This is a genomic window from Pseudomonas sp. 2957, from assembly GCF_031456345.1.
Lineage (GTDB): Bacteria > Pseudomonadota > Gammaproteobacteria > Pseudomonadales > Pseudomonadaceae > Aquipseudomonas > Aquipseudomonas siliginis.
Window position 1 is genome coordinate 83,999 of the sequence record NZ_JAVDUL010000006.1, and the last position, 19,100, is coordinate 103,098.

The following is a 19,100-nucleotide window of genomic DNA, read 5'->3' on the forward strand; positions in this document are numbered from 1 at the left end:
ATGAAACTCCGTTGACTCAACGATTGACCAAAGCGGCGGGAATACGCAGGACCAGGCTCGCGCCGAGGAACAGCACCCCGGTGATGAGGTACATGCCGATGGCGCTGGAACCGGTCAGGGTAGTGATCCAGCCGATCAGATAGGGCGAGCAGAACCCGGCGAGGTTGGCGAAGCTGTTGACCGCGGCGATGCCGGCGGCCGCAGACACCCCGCCAAGCAGCGTGGTGGGCAGCATCCAGAACAACGAGGTGGCGGAGAGAATGCCGGAGGCGGCCAGGCACAGGCTGAGGATCGACAAGGTCGGATTGCCGCCCATCATCGCTGCCAGGCTCAAGCCGATCGCACCGGCGATCATCGGCACGATCAGGTGCCAGCGGCGCTCGCGATGTTTGTCGCCACTGCGGCCGACCAGGAGCATGGCGGCGATGGCGCACAGGTAAGGCAGGCTGGTCAGGAAACCGATGTGCAGCGGGTCGGAAACCCCTGCGTTACGCACCAGTGTCGGCAGCCAAAAGGTGATCGCGTATTGGCCCATCACCACACAGAAGTAGATCGCCGCCAGCAGCCACAAGCGCCGGTCGCGGATGAACTCGCCGACCGAGGCATGGGTGACCTTTTGCTGGTCGTCTTCGGCCAGCTCGCGAGTGATCAGCGCTTTTTCTTCGTCATTGAGCCAGGTCGCCTGATGCACGCCGTCCTTCAGATAACTCAGTACCAGCAGGCCGACGAGCACGGTGGGCACCGCTTCCAAAACGAACATCCACTGCCAGCCGGCCCAGCCGTGCACACCGGCAAAGTGGTTCATGATCCAGCCCGAAAGCGGGCCACCGACCATGCCTGACAGCGGAATGGCGATAAACCACAACACGGTCATGCGCGCCCGCCGATAGGACGGAAACCAGTAGGTGAGGTAGAGCAGCAGGCCCGGCGCCAGACCGGCTTCGGCAATCCCGAGGAGAAAGCGCAGGGCATAGAACTGCCAGGCGGTTTCGACGAAGGCAAACAGCGCCGAGACGATGCCCCAGGTGATCATGATCCGCGCAATCCACACTCGCGCGCCGACCTTGTGCAGGATGATGTTGCTGGGCACTTCGCAAAGGAAATAGCCGATGAAAAACACCCCGGCGCCCAGTCCGTAGACTGTTTCGCTGAGGGCCAGATCGTTCATCATTTGCAGTTTGGCGAAACCGACGTTGACCCGGTCCAGATAGGCGCACAGGTAGCACAGCATCAGGAACGGCATCAGCCGCCAGGCCGTTTTGCGATAGGCAGAAGAACGCACGGTCGAAACCGCTTCGAGCGACAGGGTAGTCATGATGGTCTGATCTCTTGTTTTTATTGACCGCCAGGCCATCAGGCCCGGCTGCGTCATCGATCCAGAACCGCACGGGCCACGCAGGCCCGCCCAGAGTTACTCAGTGAATCAGCATGCCGCCGTTCACATCGAGGGTGATGCCGGTCAGATAAGCGGACAGGTCGCTGGCCAGAAACAGCGCGGCGTTGGCGACGTCCTGCGCTTGACCCAGGCGACCTAGCGGAATGCCGTCGATGATGGCGTGGCGGCGTTCATCCTGCATCAGGCCGCCGGTGATGTCGGTGTGAATCAGGCCCGGGGCGATGGAGTTGACGCGGATGTTGTCCGGCCCCAATTCCCGCGCCATGGCCTTGCCCAGCCCCAGTACACCGGCCTTGGCCGCGCTGTAATGCGGGCCGCCGAAGATGCCGCCGCCGCGCTGGGCAGACACCGACGACATGCAGACGATGCTGCCGGAAGACTGTTGGCGCATCAGCGGAATCACCGCCTGGGACATGAGCAAAGTGCCGCGCAGGCTGACGTCCAGCACCTTGTCGTAGTCCGAAGGACGAATATCCAGAGTCTTCAGTGGCTGGGTGATACCGGCGTTGTTGACGAGGATATCGATGCGCCCGAAGTGCTCGATGATGGCGGCGACGGCTTGCTGAACCTGCGCTTCGTCGGCCACGTTGGCCGCCAAACCCAGATGACCTTCGCCCAGTGCTGCGGCGGCGTCACGTGCTGCGGATGCATCCAGATCGAGGATGACCACGCGAGCGCCGTGTTGCGCAAATGTACTGGCGGTAGCGCGGCCAATGCCACGGGCAGATGCGGCGCCGGTAATGATTGCGACTTTGCCTTGAAGAAGCATGAAGGATTCCCTCGAATTGTTTTTATTGGGTCGGTGTGTAAGTAACCGATGACTCAGCTTGTCCTCCGGGGCGAGCGTGAGCAATAACGCGGAAGTCACTCAATGCTGAAAAAAATTCAGCACTCGTCAGGCCGTTTCGCAAATGCTTGAATGAAACCGGTCCGTACATCACAAGAAATCACCACGGAGTCCCCATGCGCTCTGACACTGAGGCATCGATCATCCTGCCACCGCTGAAAGCAATTCAGGCCTTCGAACAAACCGCGCGCTTCGGCAACGTCGCCAGAGCGGCGGAAGTGCTGGACCTGACACCCTCGGCAGTCAGCCATCAACTGGCGAAACTGGAAGGGATGATCGGCCGGCAATTATTCGTCCGTGCTGCCCGTGGCGTCTCGCTGACGCCGGTCGGCGAGCAATACCTCAAGGAAGTTTCCGGGATTTTGCACAGTCTCGCCGTTGCCACCGAACGTGCTGCCAGCGATGTCAGCCTCGATTGCCTGCGCTTGCACTCGTCGCCAAGCTTCGGCCTGCTCTGGCTGATGCCGCGCCTGGAAGCGTTTCGTGCGAGTCATCCGGACATTCAGATCAACCTGTCGTGCTCATATGAATCGCTGCACTTCAGTCGCGACAAGATCGATGTCGATATCCGCCACGGTCTGCCGAACTGGCCAAGCTATGAGGTGCGCACGGTCAGGAATGAGACGTTCGCGGTGCTGACCTCACCGAAACTGCTCGCGCAACGCCCGGTGCGCGGGGCGGCGGATCTGCTGGAGTGCGATCTGATTCTGTCGGAAGCCACCCTGCTCAAATGGCCGCAATGGTTTGCTCAGCATGGTCTGGCGCGTCCGGAACGGCCTTATGCATTGAGCTTCGATCGCTCGTACATGTCGCTGGAAGCGGCGAGTCATGGCTTGGGTTTCGCGCTGGAAAGCACATTGCTGGCGCAGAAGTATCTGGCGGCGGGCACGCTGGTCGAAGTCGCGCCTGAATCACTGAGTGCTGCGGTGGCTGCGCACCATTTGGTATTCCCCAAGGCGCATTCGAGCTTTCCACGGGTCAGGCGTTTTCTGGCGTGGATGGAGAGCGAGTTGGGCCACGAGTTCGCGTATTGAGTCGGGATCAATTCTTTCAAACTCTCTGAACCGCTCAAGGTCAATCCATTATCGGTCTTGATCATTCACGCAAGAGCGCACTTTCCCGCGCGCTGCCGATCCGCGAAAAACCAAAGGCTGAGCAGGCTGTTGTTTTCTGTGTTCATCGTTTCTTTAGAAGGGGCTGATTTATGGTCATCACATATCTGGGATGGGGATCACTGATCTGTAAGCCGGGGAAGCGATGAGCACCCGCAGCCAGGCGCAGATTGCCGCGATCTTTGATCAGCTGTTGGCACTGCGAGAAAGCGTGGACATTCTTCAGCACGTGGAGGGCGATAGCGTCGAGTCGCTGCGTGGTCATCAGACCGTGGACGCCCCCGAGTCGCTGGATCTGGTGTTTCAAAAGCTGCATGAAGACATCGCCAGCATGGAGGAAACCTTGGCGACGATTGCCGAGGCTACCGGGGATGTGTCGAAGTTGTGAGGGTGTCGCGGGGCTGGCATGCAGAGATGATTTGCCTGGTCTGGCGTCTTCGCGAGCAGGCTCGCTCCCACAATGGATTTGTGAATCGACTGATTTCCGGGATCTGACGCAACCCCCTGTGGGAGCGAGCCTGCTCGCGAAAGCGCTGGGTCAGGCACTTACTCTGTTGGATGTGCCGACGCTATCGCGAGCAGGCTCGCTCCTACAACGGGGCTGGATCTCTCACCACGCGCAACGCATCCACCACCAGTGAAAACGCCGGCGACGGTTGGCGACGGCTGGGGTAGTAGAGGTGGAAGCCACCGAACGGTTCGCACCAGTCTTCCAGCACTCTGACCAAACGCCCTTCAGCCAGATGCGTACCGAACTCGTCTTCAGGCAGGTAGGCAATCCCTAACCCGTTCACAGCCGCGTCGGCGATGTGCACGGTGGAGTTGAACACCAGTTGGCCGTCGACCCGTACTTTCAGCTTTTTGCCCTCGCGCTCGAATTCCCACGCATCGACACCGTCGTAGGTCGGAAAGCGGATGTCAATGCAACGGTGCGCCGCCAGATCGCGCGGATGTTGCGGGGCGGGGTGCTGGGCGAAGTAGCTGGGCGAAGCGACCACGGCCATGCGCAGTGGCGGGCCGATCGGTACGGCGATCATGTCCTGGGCGACGGTATCGCTGAAACGCACGCCGGCATCGAAGCGGTCGGCCACGATGTCGCGGAAACCGTAGTTGATATCGAACTCGAGCTTGATGTCCGGATATTGCAGCAATAGTGGCGTCAGCTTCGGCAGCAGAGTGGTCTTGATGATGTTGTCGCCGCAGGTGATGCGCACCGTGCCGGCGGGCTTGTCGCGCAACTCGGTCAGGGCGTCCAGCTCGGCTTCAATTTCATCGAAACGGTGCCCGACGGTGTGCAACAGGCGTTCGCCGGCCGCGGTCAGTGACACGCTGCGCGTAGTGCGGGTCAGCAAGCGAATTTTAAGACGTGCCTCCAGCGCCGAGACTACCTGGCTCACCGCCGATTGCGTCACGCCCAGTTGCACCGCCGCGCGGGTGAAGCTGCCGCTGCGGGCAACCGTGACGAAGGCAAGCAGGTCGTTGAAATTGGGTTTGGCCATGGGCGCGCGCTCGGGTTTATTGATTAGCAGAGTTTATAACCGCATTAAGCACTCATTAGCTAATCAAAGTCTCGAGCGTGCGCAACAATACCTTCATCCCGGCCACGCCTGGCTTCTCGATCAAGGACGCCCCCATGAAACGACTGTTCATACTGCTCGGGTTTCTCCTGAGTTCATTCACTGCATTCGGAGCTGACATGTCCCACGGCGCTGACAATTTCTTCAAAAGCGATAAGGTGACCCTGCAGAAGGTCAGCTTCAAAAACCAATATCAACTCACCGTGGTCGGCAACCTGTTTGTCCCCAAAGGGCTCGACCCGGCAGCGCGCAACGCGGCGATTATCGTTGGCCATCCGATGGGCGCGGTAAAGGAGCAGAGCGCCAATCTGTATGCGCAGAAGCTGGCGGAGCAGGGCTTTGTCACCCTGTCGCTGGATCTGTCGTTCTGGGGCGAAAGCGAGGGCGCGCCGCGCAATGCCGTGCTGCCGGATATGTACGCCGAAGACTTCAGCGCGGCCGTCGATTACCTCGGCACACGGCCATTCATCGACCGCGAGCGCATCGGCGTGTTGGGCATTTGCGGTAGTGGCAGCTTCGTGATCAGCGCGGCGAAAATCGACCCGCGCATGAAAGCCATCGCCACGGTCAGCATGTACGACATGGGCGCCGCCAACCGTGACGGCCTAAAGCATTCGCAAAGCCTTGCGCAGCGCAAGCAGATCATTGCGCAAGCGGCCGAGCAGCGTTACGCCGAGTTTACTGGCGGCAAAGTCGAATACACCGGCGGCACGGTGCTGGAACTGAAGGCCGACACCCATCCGATCCAGCGTGAATTCTTCGATTTCTACCGCACCCCGCGCGGCGAATTCACCCCGGCCAGCTCGACGCCGCAACAGACCACGCGCCCGACGCTGAGCAGCAACACCAAGTTCATGAACTTCTATCCATTCGTCGATATCGAGAGCATCTCGCCGCGCCCGATGTTGTTTATTGCCGGTGCCGACGCGCACTCCCGTGAGTTCAGCGAAGAGGCGTTCCGGTTGGCGGGGCAGCCGAAAGAACTGGTGATTGTGCCGAATGCCGGCCATGTCGATCTGTACGACCGGGTCGAGCTGATTCCTTTTGCCAAGCTGACGCAGTTCTTCAAGAGCAACCTGAAGTAACTTTCAACGCGACGGAGCAAAGCGATGCGGTTTTTTGCCCACGGCTGGAAGGGATTCGTACTGATGGCATGGCTGCCCTTTGCTCAGTCTGCTGCTAACCCGGAGGAGACCACGATGTGGATGACCGTCGGAGAACACCGTTTTGCCATTGCTCTTGAGGACAACCCGAGCACTCGGCAATTGCTCACGCGATTGCCGCTGAGCCTGAACATGGTCGACCTGCACAGCAACGAAAAATACGCCACCGTGCAGCCGCCCTTGCCCACGCAGCCCTATCGGCCGGGAACGATCCACAACGGCGATTTCCTTTTGTATGGCGACGATACGTTGGTGGTCTTCTACAAAACCTTCGATTCGTCTTACCGCTATTCGCGTCTTGGTCGCATCGACCGGACGCAGGACTTGGCCGAGGCTTTGGGGCGCGGCGATGTGCGGGTGACGTTCACGCTGGATGAGTGAGGAGATTCATTGATGAAGCTGAAAACTCTACATCAGCCGCGCCTTCTGCGCATCGTGGCCCTCGGCTGCGCGGTCCTTGCCAGCGCAGCCTGCGTGAATCCTCTCTGCGCCAATCCTTCCCGATCACAGGAGAAACCGATCATGCAAGAACAGCCTCTGACGCTTAAGCAACTGGCGATCGCCCCGATTGCCGCCAACGTTGCAATCGGCGATATGCCGCGTTTGCACGACGCACTCAATCGTGGTCTCGATGCCGGGTTGAGCATCAGCGAAACCAAGGAAGTTCTGGTGCAGCTGTACGCCTACGCCGGGTTCCCACGCAGCCTCAACGCCTTGTCCTTGCTAATGAAGGTTGTGCAGGAACGCGCCGCGCGGGGCATTGAAGACGCGCCCGGACGAGAGCCCGGCCCGGTTCCGTCGGGGTATGCACTTACCGAACTCGGCACCGACAATCAGACCCGTCTGGTCGGCGCGCCAGTGTCCGGCCCGCTCTTCGAATTCGCCCCGGCGATCGATCAGTTCCTGAAAGTGCACTTGTTCGGCGACATCTTCGCCCGCGACAACCTGGCATGGACGGATCGGGAACTGGCGACGGTTGGCGCGCTGGCGGCAATGGCTGGGGTGGAATCGCAGCTGGAGTCACATTTGAAGATCAGTCTGAATGTGGGATTGACGGTTGAGCAGTTGCGGCAAGTGGCGCAGGAGTTGGAGGCGCGCGGGGATTTGCAGGCTGCTGAGCGGGTGGGCGCGGGGCTGGGGAAAATCCAGCGGTGAGGGCGGCTCGGATTCATTGCCGCCCTGTTAACGCAATTTCTACAGTGCGCGCTGGCGCCGACTCGCTCCCGGTGAGCTTCCCGTTATCCGCTTGAACGCACGACTGAACGCCGCTTGGGAGGTGTAGCCCAAGCGCTGCGCCACTTCTTCGATCGGCAGTCTTTCCAGTGTCAGCCACTGACTGGCCAAGCGCATGCGCAGTTCGGTGGCGTAGCGCAGCGGCGGGGTGCCGAGGGTGGTCTGGAAGCGTTCGGCGAAGACCGAGCGTGAGGTGTTGCACAGCGTTGCCAGCTCGGCGACGCTCCAGTCGCGCCCCGGTTGTTGGTGCAGGGCCAGCAAAGCTTTCGACAGACGAGGGTCGCGCAGGGCGGCGACGAGACCGGAGGCATTGCCGCAAGCGCATTCGACCCAGCCACGAACAATCATTGCCGCCACTACGTCGGCAAGGCGAGCGAGAATGCCGGCGAAGCCGATGCGCGCTGCGCTGACTTCGCGTTCCATGGTCGCAAGAATTGGCATAAGCCCCGGATAACGCTGGCCGCCGGCGTCGATCAGCATCAGTCCCGGCATCAGCCGACCGAGGCCCTGCAGGCTGCCGAGCTCGAACTCCATACAGCCACTGAAGAGCAGGGCGCTATCGGGCGAAACGGCGCTGTGACCGACCTGCACCGCGCAGACCGTATCGCCGAGTGGCGCGGCGACGGCGCTGTCAATGTCCTGCACTTCGGCGTTTGGGTGTGACAGCAACTGGTGCGCTGCACCATGGGCAATGAATACCGCATTGCCCGCCGCCAACTCGTAAAGGCTGCCGTCCTCCAGTCGCAACACCGTCGATCCAGCGGCAACGAAGTGGAAATACGCATGGCCCGATTTGTCGCTGAAACCCAGACCATACGGCGGACCGGCGTGGATCCGCCGATACTGCACGCCACGCAGACGCATGCTTCGCAGCAATTCAGTGATCAGGTCTGATGACAGTGAAAAGGAATCAGTGCTGCTCATGTTCGGGGTTTCGATCAAAAGTTCAAGACTGCGCATCATAGATCATCCGGTTTGCCGCTAATAGACTGCTCTCTTGAAATGTCCGAGGGAGTCTTGAAATGAATGAATGTGTAGGTGATGGGCGAACTGAAGAGGAGCCGATGGCTCCTGCGTGGATGGCGGTTTTCTCACTGGCGATGGGGGTGTTCGGTTTACTCACTGCGGAATATCTGCCGGCCAGCCTGCTGACACCAATGGCGCTGGATCTCTGCGTCAGCGAAGCGCTGGCCGGGCAAGCAGTGACGGTGACCGCAGTGGTGGCGCTCTTTGCCGGATTGCTCGTACCTGGATTGACGCGCAGTCTTGATCGGCGGCTGGTCTTGCTCGGTTTCTCGGTACTGATGATCGCGTCGAATCTGCTGGTGGCGCTGTCGTCGAGCCTCGCAGTTTTGCTGATCATGCGCATCCTTTTGGGCATAGCTCTGGGCGGATTCTGGAGCATGGCGGCGGCCGTGGCGATGCGCCTGGTGCCGGCGGCGCTGCTGCCACGGGCGCTGTCGATTATCTTCAGCGGGATCGCCGTCGGGACCGTGGTCGCGGTGCCATTGGGCAGTTATCTCGGCGGCCAGTTTGGCTGGCGCAGTGCGTTTTTCGCAGCTGCGGCGGTTGGCGTGGTGACGCTGGTCTTTCAAATGTTCACGTTACCGAGTCTGGCGCCACATCGACCGTCACGCCTGCGTACGGTGCTTGAGGTGTTGCTGCGACCGGGCATTGCCATTGGCATGTTCGGCTGTGTATTGGTGCACACCGGCCACTTCGCGTTGTTCACCTATATCAGGCCATTTCTGGAAAGCACCACCGGAGTCGGCGCGCAGACGCTGGCGCTGATGCTGCTCGGTTTCGGCGTGGCGAACTTTGCCGGCACGCTGTTCGCCGGCTGGCTGTTGCAGCGCAATCCACGCGCAACACTGGTGCTGATGCCGGTGTTGGTGGGCGTTGCTGCTCTGGCGTTGGTCGGGTTACCGGCGTCGCTCACCGGGCAGGCGTTGCTTCTGGCTCTGTGGGGGATGGCCTTCGGTGGCGTGCCGGTGGCATGGTCGAACTGGGTGGCGCGATCGATACCCGATCAGGCCGAAAGCGCAGGCGGCATGGTCGTCGCATCGGTGCAGTCGGCGATTGCCGCAGGCGCCGCCGCCGGCGGTTCGGTGTTCAGTTTCAGCGGCATCAATGGCGTGTTTGTAGCAGCTGGAATTCTGATGTTGCTGGCCGCGCTGCTGATTGCCCTGAAGGTCAATGTCGATGTGCCGGAGCCGGGTTCGGCGCCGGTGGCACCGGTGCATTTGTGATTTGATCAATCCGCCTTACGCGTGGCGGCAATTTCCCAGATTTGCATGATCTGAGTGATAGCAGCATCAATGTTATCCAGCGCGGTGTTGTCTCTGGCGAGGATGGATATGCCCTGCAGGAAACTGTCGAATACCGTCGCCATCGCCGCCGCACTTGTGCCGCTGGCCAGCTCGTCGGCATTCACAGCGCGTTCGACGCAGGCTTGAATGCCGGCACGGGTGCGCTGCCTTGAGTGGGTCAGGGCTTGCGCCACATGGGCGGTTTCCGGGCTCGGTGCGCTCATGACGCCGAGGGTAACCATGCAGCCCTTGGGGTGTGTGTCGTCGCACTGCATGCGTGCCGACTGGCGCAAAGCGGTCTCGATCGCCTGGCGTGGTGGCAGGCTGTCGTCCCACAGGCACTCGGTGACTTGCGCATAGGTGGTTAAATAACGCTGCACGCATTCATCGAACAACGCTTCCTTGGAACCGAACGCGGCGTAGAAGCTAGGTGCAGAGATACCGCCACCCAGGCCTGCCTTCAATTGGGCCAGCGATGTCGCGTCGTAGCCGTGTTGCCAGAACAGTTGCAAAGCCTGATCGACGGCGTCGTCGCGATCAAACTGACGGGGGCGACCGGTTCTCGCCATGACCTGACTCCTCATTGATTTAATATAAAGACTAGTCGATACAGAAATTGTTGACAACGCTGCGCATGCACCCTCAGGATCTAGATCGATCGGTATTTAAATCTGAGTCGGTTTTTTCGAGGAGCTTCCAGTGACACCTTCAATCACGTTAACGGCTACGCCAAAAGGTCTGCCCATCGGCGCTTTGCTGGCGCTGGCCATGACTGGCTTCATCTGCATCGTCACCGAAACCCTGCCGGCGGGCCTGTTGCCGTTGATCAGTGAAGGCCTGGCGATTTCGCCGTCCATGGCCGGGCAAATGGTTACCGCGTACGCATTGGGTTCCGTACTGGCGGTGATCCCGATGACCATCGCCACCCGGGGCTGGCGGCGCCGCAACGTGCTGCTGCTGACGATTGTCGGTTTCCTGCTGTTCAATTCGATTACCGCGCTGTCGTCGCATTACGGCGTGACGCTGGTCGCGCGGTTCTTCGCCGGGGTTGCGGCGGGTCTGGCATGGAGTCTGCTGGCCGGCTATGCGCGACGCATGGTTGAGCCCGAACAGCAGGGCAAGGCGTTGGCGCTGGCGATGGTCGGCACACCGATTGCGCTGTCGCTGGGCGTGCCTCTGGGTACGTGGCTCGGTGGGCTGGTCGGTTGGCGCACTACATTCGGTCTGATGTCGGCGCTGACCTTGGTACTGATCGTCTGGGTACTGGTGAAAGTGCCCGACTACCCGCCGCAGCCGGCCCATCAACGCCTATCGCTGAGCAAAGTCCTGACTACCCCGGGCGTGCGTCCTGTGCTAGCAGTGGTGATCAGTTGGATGCTGGCGCACAACATTCTCTACACCTATATCGCTCCGTTCGTGGCGCCGGCGGGCATGGCCGAGCGGGTGGATGTGGTGTTGTTGAGCTTCGGCATCGCCGCTCTGGTCGGGATATGGCTGACGGCGAAGCTGGTCGAGCCGCTGCTGCGTTCGACGGTTCTGCTGAGTTTGGCGACCTTTGCCGCCGTCTGCGTGGCGCTGGGATTTGGCGGAGGCAGCCCAGAGGTGATTTATCTCGGCGTGGCGGCATGGGGTTTAACCTTTGGCGGCGCGGCGACGCTGTTGCAAACGGCGCTGGCTGATGCGGCGGGCGACGGAGCGGATGTCGCCTTGTCGTTGAACGTAGTGGCGTGGAACAGCGCGATCGCTGGCAGCGGTGTCGTCGGCGGCGTGCTGCTCGATCAGTGGGGCGTTACCTCATTTCCGTGGGCCATGCTGGCACTGGTCGCTATCGCCTTCGCCATTGCCTGGGGTGCCCGGGCCCACGGTTTCAAGTCGGGCCCGCGCTCTGTAGAAGCTTCGGTGGTGGCGGGGCATTGAACCCCGCCAGCAGTTTCTTCAACCGCGCTTCGGCAGTTTCCAGTTAGGCCGGATGAAATGGCAGGTGTAGCCGTTCGGAATCCGCTCCAGGTAATCCTGATGCTCGGGTTCCGCTTCCCAGAACGGGCCGGCCGGTTCTATTTCCGTAACCACTCGGCCCGGCCACAACTTCGATGCGTCTACATCGGCGGCGGTGTCTTCAGCGACGGCACGCTGCTCGTCGTTGAGGTAGTAGATCGCCGAGCGGTAGCTCGGGCCAAGATCGTTGCCCTGACGGTTAGGCGTGCTCGGGTCGTGGATCTGGAAGAAGAACTCAAGGATCTGCCGGTAGCTGATCACGGCCGGATCAAACTCGATTTCGATGGCTTCGGCGTGGTTGCCGTGGTTGCGATAGGTCGCATTCGGCACATCGCCGCCGGTATAGCCGACGCGGGTTTTCAGCACACCCGGATAGCGGCGCAACAGATCCTGCATGCCCCAGAAGCAGCCGCCGGCGAGAATGGCAGTTTCGGTTTGAGTGGTCATGGTGTGTGCTTCCTCTCGAGACGATGGGGGGATACCCACTGTTATGAGGGCGGGTTGAGAGAATCCAAGGTCACGCTCATGAGAATCGACCACTGGCCTGCTGATCAAGCGACATGCAGGCGACTGCGATTTTCATCAGATCGTATTCAACCAAAGCCAAAGAACGAACGCAGCTTGCTCGGTGACTTGCGCTCGTAGAACGGTTTGGTCTCCCTGAGGAAGTAATCACTCAGCCCGGCTTGTCCCGTCAGCACGCGGCAAAAATCAACCGGCCCGCCATCAGGGGCTGTGTCCGCAGCGACATTGCCGGCTTCGCGCATGACCTGTTCGATATCGCCATCCGCTTCGATGCCGACGATCAAGTGCGGTTTTTCATCAACCGAGGGGTCGTGCATCAGCGCCAGGAACGCGCGTTTCACATTGGCGTGTTTGGCCAGCAGTTGCGAGAGCGAATGGACCATCGTCGATGGGTAGTCCGAAGGCTGTCCAAGCAAGACGTTGGTTTCTTTTTCAACGGTACGCTGCGTGGCGGGCCGGCCGATTTCGCCTGAGAGCAGGCGTTGCGCTTCCTCCGGAAAGAATTCCTTGCCGTACGGCGACTTCGGATTGAGAAAGAGCAGCGCGCCCAGCGTGATTTCGAACAATGATCGGGCAGGGATTTCTACATAGCTCTGCTCGCTGTCGATGGATTGTTGCAGCGTTGGCAGCGAGGAGAAGAACGGAATGACCGGCGTGCCATCGGGCTTCTGCCAATGGGCGATGCTGATGTTGCTGCCGGCTTCGAGATTGACATGACCTTGCGCCGCACCGGCGGTGCCGAGGATGTAGACAGTGGAATCCAGCAGGGTGCGATAGAACTCAGGGCGATGCGCAGGTTCATCGGCCGCCAGTCGGAGCGATGTTTCCAGAGGGTTTTCTTGGGAAGTATCCATGAGGTCAGTCCGTTATTTTCAATGGAGAGCGATGATTATCTGGTCGGTCCGATGAGACGTGCTGTCACGATGATACTCGTCCAGAGATTCGAATCCTGCGTCGTTCTAACCCACACCACAAAGCCAACTGTGGGAGCGAGCCTGCTCGCGAAGGCGTCGTGTCAGTTGAAATAACTCACGGCTGATACACCGCTTTCGCGAGCAGGCTCGCTCCCACATTTGAATTTCGCGTTGGGTCTTATAGCAAACTCCACGAAACCCCAACATAAGCCCCCATCCCTTCACCCGGAGTCGACCGCGCAGCATCCAGACCTTTGTCGTCATACCCCGGCGTGACCGTTGCCGCGTAGCGTTTGCCGGTCAGGTTGCGCATGTCGACCCAACCTTGCCAGTCGCCCTTCGGGGCGTTGTAGCCCAGGGTGGCGCCGAACAGGGCGTAGGGATCGGCGTAGTAGCTGTTGGCGTAGTCCACGGCAACTTTGGAGACCAGTTGCGTGTTCACGGCGGCAAAGAAGCCCTGCGGCCAGTCGTAACGCAGTTCGCCTTGGTAATAATGCATCGGCAGGCCCGGCAAGCGGTTGTCGCCGAAGCGTTCGTCGTCGCGGTAGTGGAAGTCGCTGAAGGTGTAGGCCTGGCGCAAGCTCAACTGGCGGCCGTCGGCGGCGGTCCAGAGTTTGCTGTTCAGGCTGGCCTCGATGCCTTGGTGCACGGTCGGGCTGGCGTTGAGTTCGTAGGGCGTGACGGCGTTGGCGTCCGGCAGTACCGAGAGCAGTTCGTGACGAACTTGCGCGTAGTACCAGGCCAGGCTCCATTCGCCCAAATGGCTGTCGCCACGGCCGCCGAGTTCCAGAGTGGTAGCGGTCTGGTTTTGCAGTTCGACCGGGTCGCGCTGGGTGCCGGTGGCGGCGCCGTTGCCGGCAGGGAAGCGCACGTTGGAGCTGTAGATCAGCGACCACGGGTGCGGTGCTTCGACGGAGCGGCTGAGGTTGCCGAACACTTGCACGTCCGGGGTGATCTGGTAGCGCAGGCCGATGCGCGGTGCATAGTCCCAGTCGCTGAGACTTGTTTTGCCGCCGCCCTGCGGATAGGTCACGGCGCTTTCGCGGCGGGTGTAGATGGCGGCAAGGCCGGTGGTCAGCCACAGGTCGTCGGCAATTTCCAGGTCATTGCCGAAATGCAGCACGGTATCTGAACCCTGATAAGTGAAATTACGCATCCGCGTGCCCGGGGCGTAGCTGGCGGTGTTGCCACTCGGGATGCGCACGAACTCGCTGGCGCCATCGTTGGGCAGGTGCTTGGTCACGCGCAGGCCGACGTTGCTGCGGCTTTCCATCCCGAACAAAGTGTCGCGGCGTTTGTAGTCGAAGGTGCCGCTGACGTCGGTATAAGCCACCTTCAGCCGGTTCGGGCCTTCGCGCAGATCCATCGGGTAGTCGTGGTAGGCGAGGCCGGTCTGGATGCTCGAATCGTCATCGAGGTAGAACGTGGTCTTGTTGCCGATGAACGTACTGCCGGGCTGCTTGCGGCTGTCATCGCGGGCCACATACGCCGGGTTGGCTGCCCGTGGGCTGTGTTCGATGGAATGCTTGGTCACGCGACCGGCGAGGTCGTTGTCGGTTTCGCGATAGCGGAAGTAGAAGCGGGTTTCCAGATTCGGGTTGAAGCGATAGCCGAAGTTGGCGACCAGGCCTTTGCTCTCGCTGGCGGTGTGGTCCTGATAGCCGTCGGCGTTGGCATCGGTCAGGGACACGTAGTAATCGAAATCTCCCAGCACTTGCCCGGAGCTGACCTGGCGCTGCTGATAGCCATGGCTGCCGGTGGCGTAGCGCACGTGCAGCTTTGGCGCGGTGTAACCGGTGTGGCTGACGTAATCGATAGCTCCGCCCAGTGCCAGCGCGCCGCGATCGAAGCCGTTGGCGCCGCGCAGCACTTCGACATGGTCGACCCACAGCGGCTCGAGCAATTCATACGGCGTGCCGCCGGGGCCGGTCAGCGGCAAGCCATCCAGCATCGTGTACAGCCCCGAGGCGTGGGCACCGGGTGCGCGGTTGATGCCTGAACCACGGATGGAAATCTTTACGCCTTCGTTGCCCGCCGACTGGGCATACACCCCCGGCTGATAGGCCAGCACATCCTGATTGCTGGCAACGCGGCCCTGCAACGGCTGGCGCATGTCGACCACGTTGGCGCCGCCGGGAACCTGCTCAAGGCGTTGCCGCGCTTCTTCGACCGCTGCATCGCTGCCACTGCGCTCATCTGCCGAAATCAGCACTTGCCCCAGCTCCAGACCTTGGGTCTCGGCCATCGCCGGGCAGGCCAGGGCCAGACCGAGCAGGGCAGTGGGCAATGATTTGGACGACGGCATCGAAAAAACTCCAGCAAACAGGGGATCGGGCAATGAACAGTGCGACGTCGGAACAACCTCAGGAAACACATGGCGACAGGGCTTTTTTGCCCGGCAATGGCAAACAACCGGGCGTGAACTAACCTCACGGATCAGGCCCTTCGGGTCAATAAACAAATTCAGCGGGCTGTTGAAGCGCGAGGACAGGTTCATGGCGAAAGACAAGAAGAAACCTGCAAAGGCAATCGAACGTCCGCGCTTGAAAAACAAGGACTATCTCGAACAGCTGCGCAAGCTCCACGTTGAGCTGGTCAAGCTGCAGGAGTGGGTCATCGCCAAAGGTGTCAAGGTTTGTATTGTTTTCGAAGGGCGCGACGGTGCGGGCAAGGGCGGGGTGATCAAGGCGATCACGGAGCGCGTCAGCCCACGGGTGTTCCGCGTGATGGCATTACCGGCGCCAACCGATCGAGAAAAAAGTCAGATGCATGTACAGCGCTATCTGCCGCATCTGCCGGCGGGCGGCGAGGTGGTGATTTTCGACCGCAGTTGGTACAACCGCGCCGGTGTCGAACGGGTCATGGGTTTTTGTACGGAGGAGCAGGCCGACAAGTTTCTCAAGTCGATCCCGTGGGTGGAAAACGCCATCGTCGATTCGGGGGTGATCCTGCTCAAGTACTGGCTTGAGGTCAGTCCGGAGGAACAGACCCGCCGGCTTGAAGCGCGAATCAATGACGGGCGCAAGATCTGGAAACTGACACCCATGGATCTGAAATCCTACAGCCGCTGGTATGACTACTCACGGGCGCGGGACGAAATGTTCAAGCACACCGACACCGATTGGGCGCCGTGGAGGGTTGCCGACTCGAATGACAAACGTCGTGCGCGGCTGAACATCATCACTGATCTGCTCAGTCGCATCCCCTATGAAGAGGTGAAGCGCGACAAGGTCGAGTTGCCGAAACGGCAGAAGCCGGGCAAGTACCGGGAGCCGGATTATGCGTACAAGCGGGTGGCGGAGCGGTTTTGACATTTGCGGGTTTTTTTGGGCGTGGCGGCCTTTGGGCCGACCAGGCTCTTGGGGTTTTGGGTGTATATCCGTTTTTTCGGGTGTTGCGGCTGGCGGTTCCGCTCTTACAGCGGGTCACTTTTGCAGACGCCCAAAAGTAACCAAAACGCTTTTCTCCTGCGTTCGGCCCTCGCAGGCTCGGGTTCCTTCGCTCCGGGATCGATCCTGGCGCAGCGGCTCCGGTTTGCTTCGCTGCACCTACACTCGCTGTGTACGACTGCGTCGTACGGTCGCTGCGCTCCCACGCCCGGATCAATCCCTCCACTCAGCCTTCCGACGTCGCCGGTGAGTCAAGATCAAAAGCACTCGAGCTTGCGCTCATTGTTGAGTGGTGCGGCTTCGCCGCGGGCAGCTGCGCTGCTTTGCGTTTGCTTTGTAGGCGAGCCTGCTCGCGAAGGCGGCCTGACAGCCGACCTGTTCTTGAGCTGGTACGCGATCCAACTGTAGGAGCTGCCGAAGGCTGCGATCTTTTGATTTTGCTTTTCTGTGGCAGTGAGCCTGCTCGCGATGAAGGAGGCACATTCAAATTTTTTGAAAGATATATCGCTATCGCGAGCAGGCTCACTCCGACAAGGTTTTGCGCATCAACCGTCCATCCGTCGTCTGCCCTGAACCTCTCTCGCGCTGATTTTTCTACCGGGTAAGTCCCTCAGGAGATACCGGTATGTTCGATCAGCAAAAGCAGGCATCACTGGCGGCATGGCGCAAGATGGCAGAGCAGGCCGAGGGCGATCTGGATCCGGAACAGCAATATGACGAGCTGCTCAAGGCTGCGGATCAGATGGAGGAGCAAGGCCTGATCACCAGTGCCGAATGGCGCCAGTTGGTGCGTGACGCCGGCAACGTGTTCACCTTGAACCCAGAACAGCCACAGCGCTGACAGCTGTCATCGGAGGACGTCCCATGCTCAGTTATCTGTTTATCGGCGCCAACGATGTCGAGCGTTCGGCGGCTTTTTACAAGGCGATCCTGACGCTGCTTGGCTACCGGCATGATCGCGAAGAACACTACTGTTTCTACTTGCCCGATTGCGCCGACAAGTCCAACGGGCCCGGGAGTGTGCACATCTCGCAACCGTTCAATGGTGAGCCGGCGACACCCGGCAACGGCATGATGCCGGCATTTCGCACCGACTCGCGGCACCAGGTCGATCAGGTGCACAAGGCCGGGCTCGACCATGGCGGCAGCGACGAAGGCGCGCCTGGCACTCGCGAGGCCTATACGCCGGACTTTTACGTGGCCTATCTGCGCGACCCCGAAGGCAACAAGCTGGCTGTGTTCTACAGCGGATGATGGATGGAGCCTGTTGATTCGGCCCTGATGGCCGCCCGCGCCCAGTTCGCGATCACGATCAGCTTCCACATCGTGCTGGCGGCGTTCAGCATCGGTCTGGCGAATTTCCTCATGGTGCTGGAAGCGTTGTGGTTGAGGACCGGGCGCCAGGTTTATCTGGATGTCTATCGCTACTGGCTCAAGGTATTTGCGCTAAATGTCGCAGTGGGCACGGCGTCGGGATTGATTCTGGAGTATCAGTTCGGTCTCAACTGGTCGCGGCTGTCGGTGCAGGCCGGTGATGTCATCGGCCCGCTGATGTTCTATGAAGTGATGGCGGCGTTTTTCATTGAAGCCGGATTTCTCGGCATCATGCTGTTCGGCCTGAAGAAAGTCGGTCCGCGTCTGCACTTTTTTGCCACGTGTGCGGTGGCGGTGGGCTCGCTGATCAGCGCGTTCTGGATTCTTTCCGCCAACTCATGGATGCAAACCCCCGCCGGCTATTCGATTGGCGCGGACGGGCGTTTCCTCGCTGAGGACTGGTGGGCAATCATCTTCAATCCTTCGTTTCCCTATCGCTTGGCGCACATGCTGCTCGCCGTGTTCATCGGCAGCGCGACGCTGATTGCCGGGATCAGCGCCTGGCAATTGCGCCAGGCCCGGGAAAACCCGCGCGCTCGCCTGCAATTTTCCATGGCGCTGTGGGTGATTGCGCTGCTGATGCCGGTGCAGATTATCGTCGGGGACCTGCATGGCCGGCACAGTTTGCACGCTCAGCCGCAGAAAGTGGCGGCGATCGAAGGCTCATGGACGCGCCCGCCAGAAGGCGCGGGGGAGCCACTGCGCCTGTTCGCATGGCCGGATATGCAAGAGCGCCGCAACCACTGGGAGGTTGCGATTCCGCGCATTGGTTCCCTCTACCTGCAGCATGACCTGACCAGCACCATCGCCGCGCTTGATGAATTTCCGGCTGAGGACATCCCGCCCGTGGCGCCGGTGTTTTTCGCATTTCGGCTGATGGTCGGGCTGGGGCTGTTGATGCTTGGGCAGGGTGTGGTCAGCCTGATCCTGCGCCGACGTAATCGCCTGTACACGGCGCGGCGCTGGCTGGGAGCGTGCGTGCTGCTGGCGCCGGCCGGATTTCTGGCGATGCTCAGCGGCTGGGTCGTCACCGAAGTGGGGCGACAGCCGTTTACCGTTTACGGATTGATGCGCACGGCGGACAGTCTGTCGTCGGTGTCCAGGGCTCAAGTCGTCGGGTCGACGTGGCTGATTCTGCTGTTTTATCTGCTGATCTTCGGCATCGGTCTGTGGGTGTTGCTGCGTCTGTTGCGCGAGCCGCCGCAGCAGGACCAACCCGGGCCGCAGCCCACCCTTGCCGACGAAACCGGGCACTGAGGAATCGCA

General features: G+C 60.6%; 19 protein-coding genes. 11 read left to right on the forward strand and 8 right to left on the reverse strand.

What is annotated here, in order from left to right; translation table 11 throughout:
• Positions 1 to 16 precede the first annotated feature (16 nt).
• Both J2Y39_RS21455 and J2Y39_RS21460 read right to left on the reverse strand, forming a co-directional pair.
• Positions 17 to 1,315 (reverse strand): MFS transporter, encoded by a 1,299-nt coding sequence (locus tag J2Y39_RS21455; protein ID WP_041480451.1) that lies wholly within the window; start codon positions 1,313 to 1,315, stop codon positions 17 to 19.
• A 100-nt stretch (positions 1,316 to 1,415) separates the two neighbouring features.
• A complete protein-coding gene (locus J2Y39_RS21460; protein WP_252883659.1) occupies positions 1,416 to 2,165 on the reverse strand; it encodes an SDR family NAD(P)-dependent oxidoreductase in 750 nt (249 codons plus the stop codon).
• 194 nt (positions 2,166 to 2,359) lie between these two features.
• Here J2Y39_RS21460 and J2Y39_RS21465 point away from each other — a divergent pair, with 194 nt between their 5' ends.
• Together J2Y39_RS21465 and J2Y39_RS21470 are read left to right on the forward strand one after the other, a co-directional pair.
• A complete protein-coding gene (locus tag J2Y39_RS21465) occupies positions 2,360 to 3,277 on the forward strand; it encodes a LysR substrate-binding domain-containing protein (RefSeq protein WP_024012668.1) in 918 nt (305 codons plus the stop codon).
• Positions 3,278 to 3,500: 223 nt separating this feature from the next.
• Complete coding sequence (locus J2Y39_RS21470) at positions 3,501 to 3,743, forward strand: hypothetical protein (protein WP_217850224.1); 243 nt, start codon at positions 3,501 to 3,503, stop codon at positions 3,741 to 3,743.
• Between the two features lie 202 nt (positions 3,744 to 3,945).
• Here the strand turns inward: J2Y39_RS21470 and J2Y39_RS21475 are convergent, their stop codons facing one another.
• The gene (locus tag J2Y39_RS21475; RefSeq protein ID WP_252869309.1) at positions 3,946 to 4,854 is read right to left on the reverse strand and encodes a LysR family transcriptional regulator; all 909 of its coding nucleotides are present in this window, start codon (positions 4,852 to 4,854) and stop codon (positions 3,946 to 3,948) included.
• A 134-nt stretch (positions 4,855 to 4,988) separates the two neighbouring features.
• On the opposite strand from J2Y39_RS21475, the gene J2Y39_RS21480 reads away from it, so the two are divergent.
• The 3 genes from J2Y39_RS21480 to J2Y39_RS21490 are packed head-to-tail and all read left to right on the forward strand — an operon-like array spanning position 4,989 to position 7,250.
• On the forward strand, positions 4,989 to 6,017 hold the full coding sequence (locus J2Y39_RS21480) for an alpha/beta hydrolase (RefSeq protein ID WP_310219583.1): 1,029 nt from the start codon (positions 4,989 to 4,991) through the stop codon (positions 6,015 to 6,017).
• Positions 6,018 to 6,041: 24 nt separating this feature from the next.
• Positions 6,042 to 6,476 carry a cyclophilin-like fold protein gene (locus tag J2Y39_RS21485; RefSeq protein ID WP_310219585.1) on the forward strand — a complete coding sequence of 145 codons (435 nt, stop codon included), beginning with the start codon at positions 6,042 to 6,044 and terminating at the stop codon, positions 6,474 to 6,476.
• Between the two features lie 12 nt (positions 6,477 to 6,488).
• Positions 6,489 to 7,250 (forward strand): carboxymuconolactone decarboxylase family protein, encoded by a 762-nt coding sequence (locus J2Y39_RS21490; RefSeq protein ID WP_409037438.1) that lies wholly within the window; start codon positions 6,489 to 6,491, stop codon positions 7,248 to 7,250.
• A 39-nt stretch (positions 7,251 to 7,289) separates the two neighbouring features.
• Here the strand turns inward: J2Y39_RS21490 and J2Y39_RS21495 are convergent, their stop codons facing one another.
• The gene (locus J2Y39_RS21495) at positions 7,290 to 8,291 is read right to left on the reverse strand and encodes an AraC family transcriptional regulator (RefSeq protein WP_371857501.1); all 1,002 of its coding nucleotides are present in this window, start codon (positions 8,289 to 8,291) and stop codon (positions 7,290 to 7,292) included.
• Positions 8,292 to 8,350: 59 nt separating this feature from the next.
• On the opposite strand from J2Y39_RS21495, the gene J2Y39_RS21500 reads away from it, so the two are divergent.
• Complete coding sequence (locus tag J2Y39_RS21500; protein ID WP_409037439.1) at positions 8,351 to 9,577, forward strand: MFS transporter; 1,227 nt, start codon at positions 8,351 to 8,353, stop codon at positions 9,575 to 9,577.
• 5 nt (positions 9,578 to 9,582) lie between these two features.
• Here J2Y39_RS21500 and J2Y39_RS21505 read toward each other — a convergent pair whose 3' ends face one another.
• Positions 9,583 to 10,206, reverse strand: a complete 624-nt coding sequence (locus J2Y39_RS21505; protein ID WP_056785092.1) for a TetR/AcrR family transcriptional regulator — start codon at positions 10,204 to 10,206, stop codon at positions 9,583 to 9,585.
• A 130-nt stretch (positions 10,207 to 10,336) separates the two neighbouring features.
• Here J2Y39_RS21505 and J2Y39_RS21510 point away from each other — a divergent pair, with 130 nt between their 5' ends.
• Entirely contained in the window at positions 10,337 to 11,554 is a 1,218-nt protein-coding gene (locus tag J2Y39_RS21510; RefSeq protein WP_076563247.1) for an MFS transporter, read from the forward strand.
• Between the two features lie 18 nt (positions 11,555 to 11,572).
• On the opposite strand, the gene msrA is transcribed toward J2Y39_RS21510, so the two are convergent.
• The 3 genes from msrA to J2Y39_RS21525 form a co-directional block, all read right to left on the reverse strand.
• Complete coding sequence (gene msrA, locus J2Y39_RS21515; protein WP_016774420.1) at positions 11,573 to 12,079, reverse strand: peptide-methionine (S)-S-oxide reductase MsrA; 507 nt, start codon at positions 12,077 to 12,079, stop codon at positions 11,573 to 11,575.
• Positions 12,080 to 12,225: 146 nt separating this feature from the next.
• The gene (gene sseB / locus J2Y39_RS21520; RefSeq protein WP_310219592.1) at positions 12,226 to 13,011 is read right to left on the reverse strand and encodes an enhanced serine sensitivity protein SseB; all 786 of its coding nucleotides are present in this window, start codon (positions 13,009 to 13,011) and stop codon (positions 12,226 to 12,228) included.
• 238 nt (positions 13,012 to 13,249) lie between these two features.
• On the reverse strand, positions 13,250 to 15,376 hold the full coding sequence (locus J2Y39_RS21525) for a TonB-dependent receptor domain-containing protein (protein ID WP_252877965.1): 2,127 nt from the start codon (positions 15,374 to 15,376) through the stop codon (positions 13,250 to 13,252).
• Positions 15,377 to 15,566: 190 nt separating this feature from the next.
• Here J2Y39_RS21525 and ppk2 point away from each other — a divergent pair, with 190 nt between their 5' ends.
• The 4 genes from ppk2 (at position 15,567) to J2Y39_RS21545 (ending at position 19,091) form a co-directional block, all read left to right on the forward strand.
• Entirely contained in the window at positions 15,567 to 16,382 is an 816-nt protein-coding gene (gene ppk2, locus J2Y39_RS21530; RefSeq protein ID WP_056785103.1) for a polyphosphate kinase 2, read from the forward strand.
• Between the two features lie 703 nt (positions 16,383 to 17,085).
• On the forward strand, positions 17,086 to 17,301 hold the full coding sequence (locus J2Y39_RS21535) for a hypothetical protein (RefSeq protein ID WP_310219594.1): 216 nt from the start codon (positions 17,086 to 17,088) through the stop codon (positions 17,299 to 17,301).
• Between the two features lie 23 nt (positions 17,302 to 17,324).
• Entirely contained in the window at positions 17,325 to 17,714 is a 390-nt protein-coding gene (locus J2Y39_RS21540) for a VOC family protein (protein ID WP_310219596.1), read from the forward strand.
• 3 nt (positions 17,715 to 17,717) lie between these two features.
• Entirely contained in the window at positions 17,718 to 19,091 is a 1,374-nt protein-coding gene (locus tag J2Y39_RS21545; RefSeq protein WP_310219597.1) for a cytochrome ubiquinol oxidase subunit I, read from the forward strand.
• Positions 19,092 to 19,100 lie beyond the last annotated feature (9 nt).

Coding starts and splice junctions, on each gene's coding strand:
- J2Y39_RS21525 (WP_252877965.1), bottom strand. CDS start 15,376: ATGCCGTCGTCCAAATCATTGCCCACTGCCCTGCTCGGTCTGGCCCTG.
- J2Y39_RS21470 (WP_217850224.1), top strand. CDS start 3,501: ATGAGCACCCGCAGCCAGGCGCAGATTGCCGCGATCTTTGATCAGCTG.
- J2Y39_RS21460 (WP_252883659.1), bottom strand. CDS start 2,165: ATGCTTCTTCAAGGCAAAGTCGCAATCATTACCGGCGCCGCATCTGCC.
- J2Y39_RS21500 (WP_409037439.1), top strand. CDS start 8,351: ATGAATGAATGTGTAGGTGATGGGCGAACTGAAGAGGAGCCGATGGCT.
- J2Y39_RS21485 (WP_310219585.1), top strand. CDS start 6,042: ATGCGGTTTTTTGCCCACGGCTGGAAGGGATTCGTACTGATGGCATGG.
- J2Y39_RS21455 (WP_041480451.1), bottom strand. CDS start 1,315: ATGACTACCCTGTCGCTCGAAGCGGTTTCGACCGTGCGTTCTTCTGCC.
- J2Y39_RS21505 (WP_056785092.1), bottom strand. CDS start 10,206: ATGGCGAGAACCGGTCGCCCCCGTCAGTTTGATCGCGACGACGCCGTC.
- J2Y39_RS21535 (WP_310219594.1), top strand. CDS start 17,086: ATGTTCGATCAGCAAAAGCAGGCATCACTGGCGGCATGGCGCAAGATG.
- J2Y39_RS21540 (WP_310219596.1), top strand. CDS start 17,325: ATGCTCAGTTATCTGTTTATCGGCGCCAACGATGTCGAGCGTTCGGCG.
- J2Y39_RS21465 (WP_024012668.1), top strand. CDS start 2,360: ATGCGCTCTGACACTGAGGCATCGATCATCCTGCCACCGCTGAAAGCA.
- J2Y39_RS21490 (WP_409037438.1), top strand. CDS start 6,489: ATGAAGCTGAAAACTCTACATCAGCCGCGCCTTCTGCGCATCGTGGCC.
- sseB (WP_310219592.1), bottom strand. CDS start 13,011: ATGGATACTTCCCAAGAAAACCCTCTGGAAACATCGCTCCGACTGGCG.
- ppk2 (WP_056785103.1), top strand. CDS start 15,567: ATGGCGAAAGACAAGAAGAAACCTGCAAAGGCAATCGAACGTCCGCGC.
- J2Y39_RS21545 (WP_310219597.1), top strand. CDS start 17,718: ATGGAGCCTGTTGATTCGGCCCTGATGGCCGCCCGCGCCCAGTTCGCG.
- J2Y39_RS21475 (WP_252869309.1), bottom strand. CDS start 4,854: ATGGCCAAACCCAATTTCAACGACCTGCTTGCCTTCGTCACGGTTGCC.
- J2Y39_RS21495 (WP_371857501.1), bottom strand. CDS start 8,291: ATGATGCGCAGTCTTGAACTTTTGATCGAAACCCCGAACATGAGCAGC.
- msrA (WP_016774420.1), bottom strand. CDS start 12,079: ATGACCACTCAAACCGAAACTGCCATTCTCGCCGGCGGCTGCTTCTGG.
- J2Y39_RS21480 (WP_310219583.1), top strand. CDS start 4,989: ATGAAACGACTGTTCATACTGCTCGGGTTTCTCCTGAGTTCATTCACT.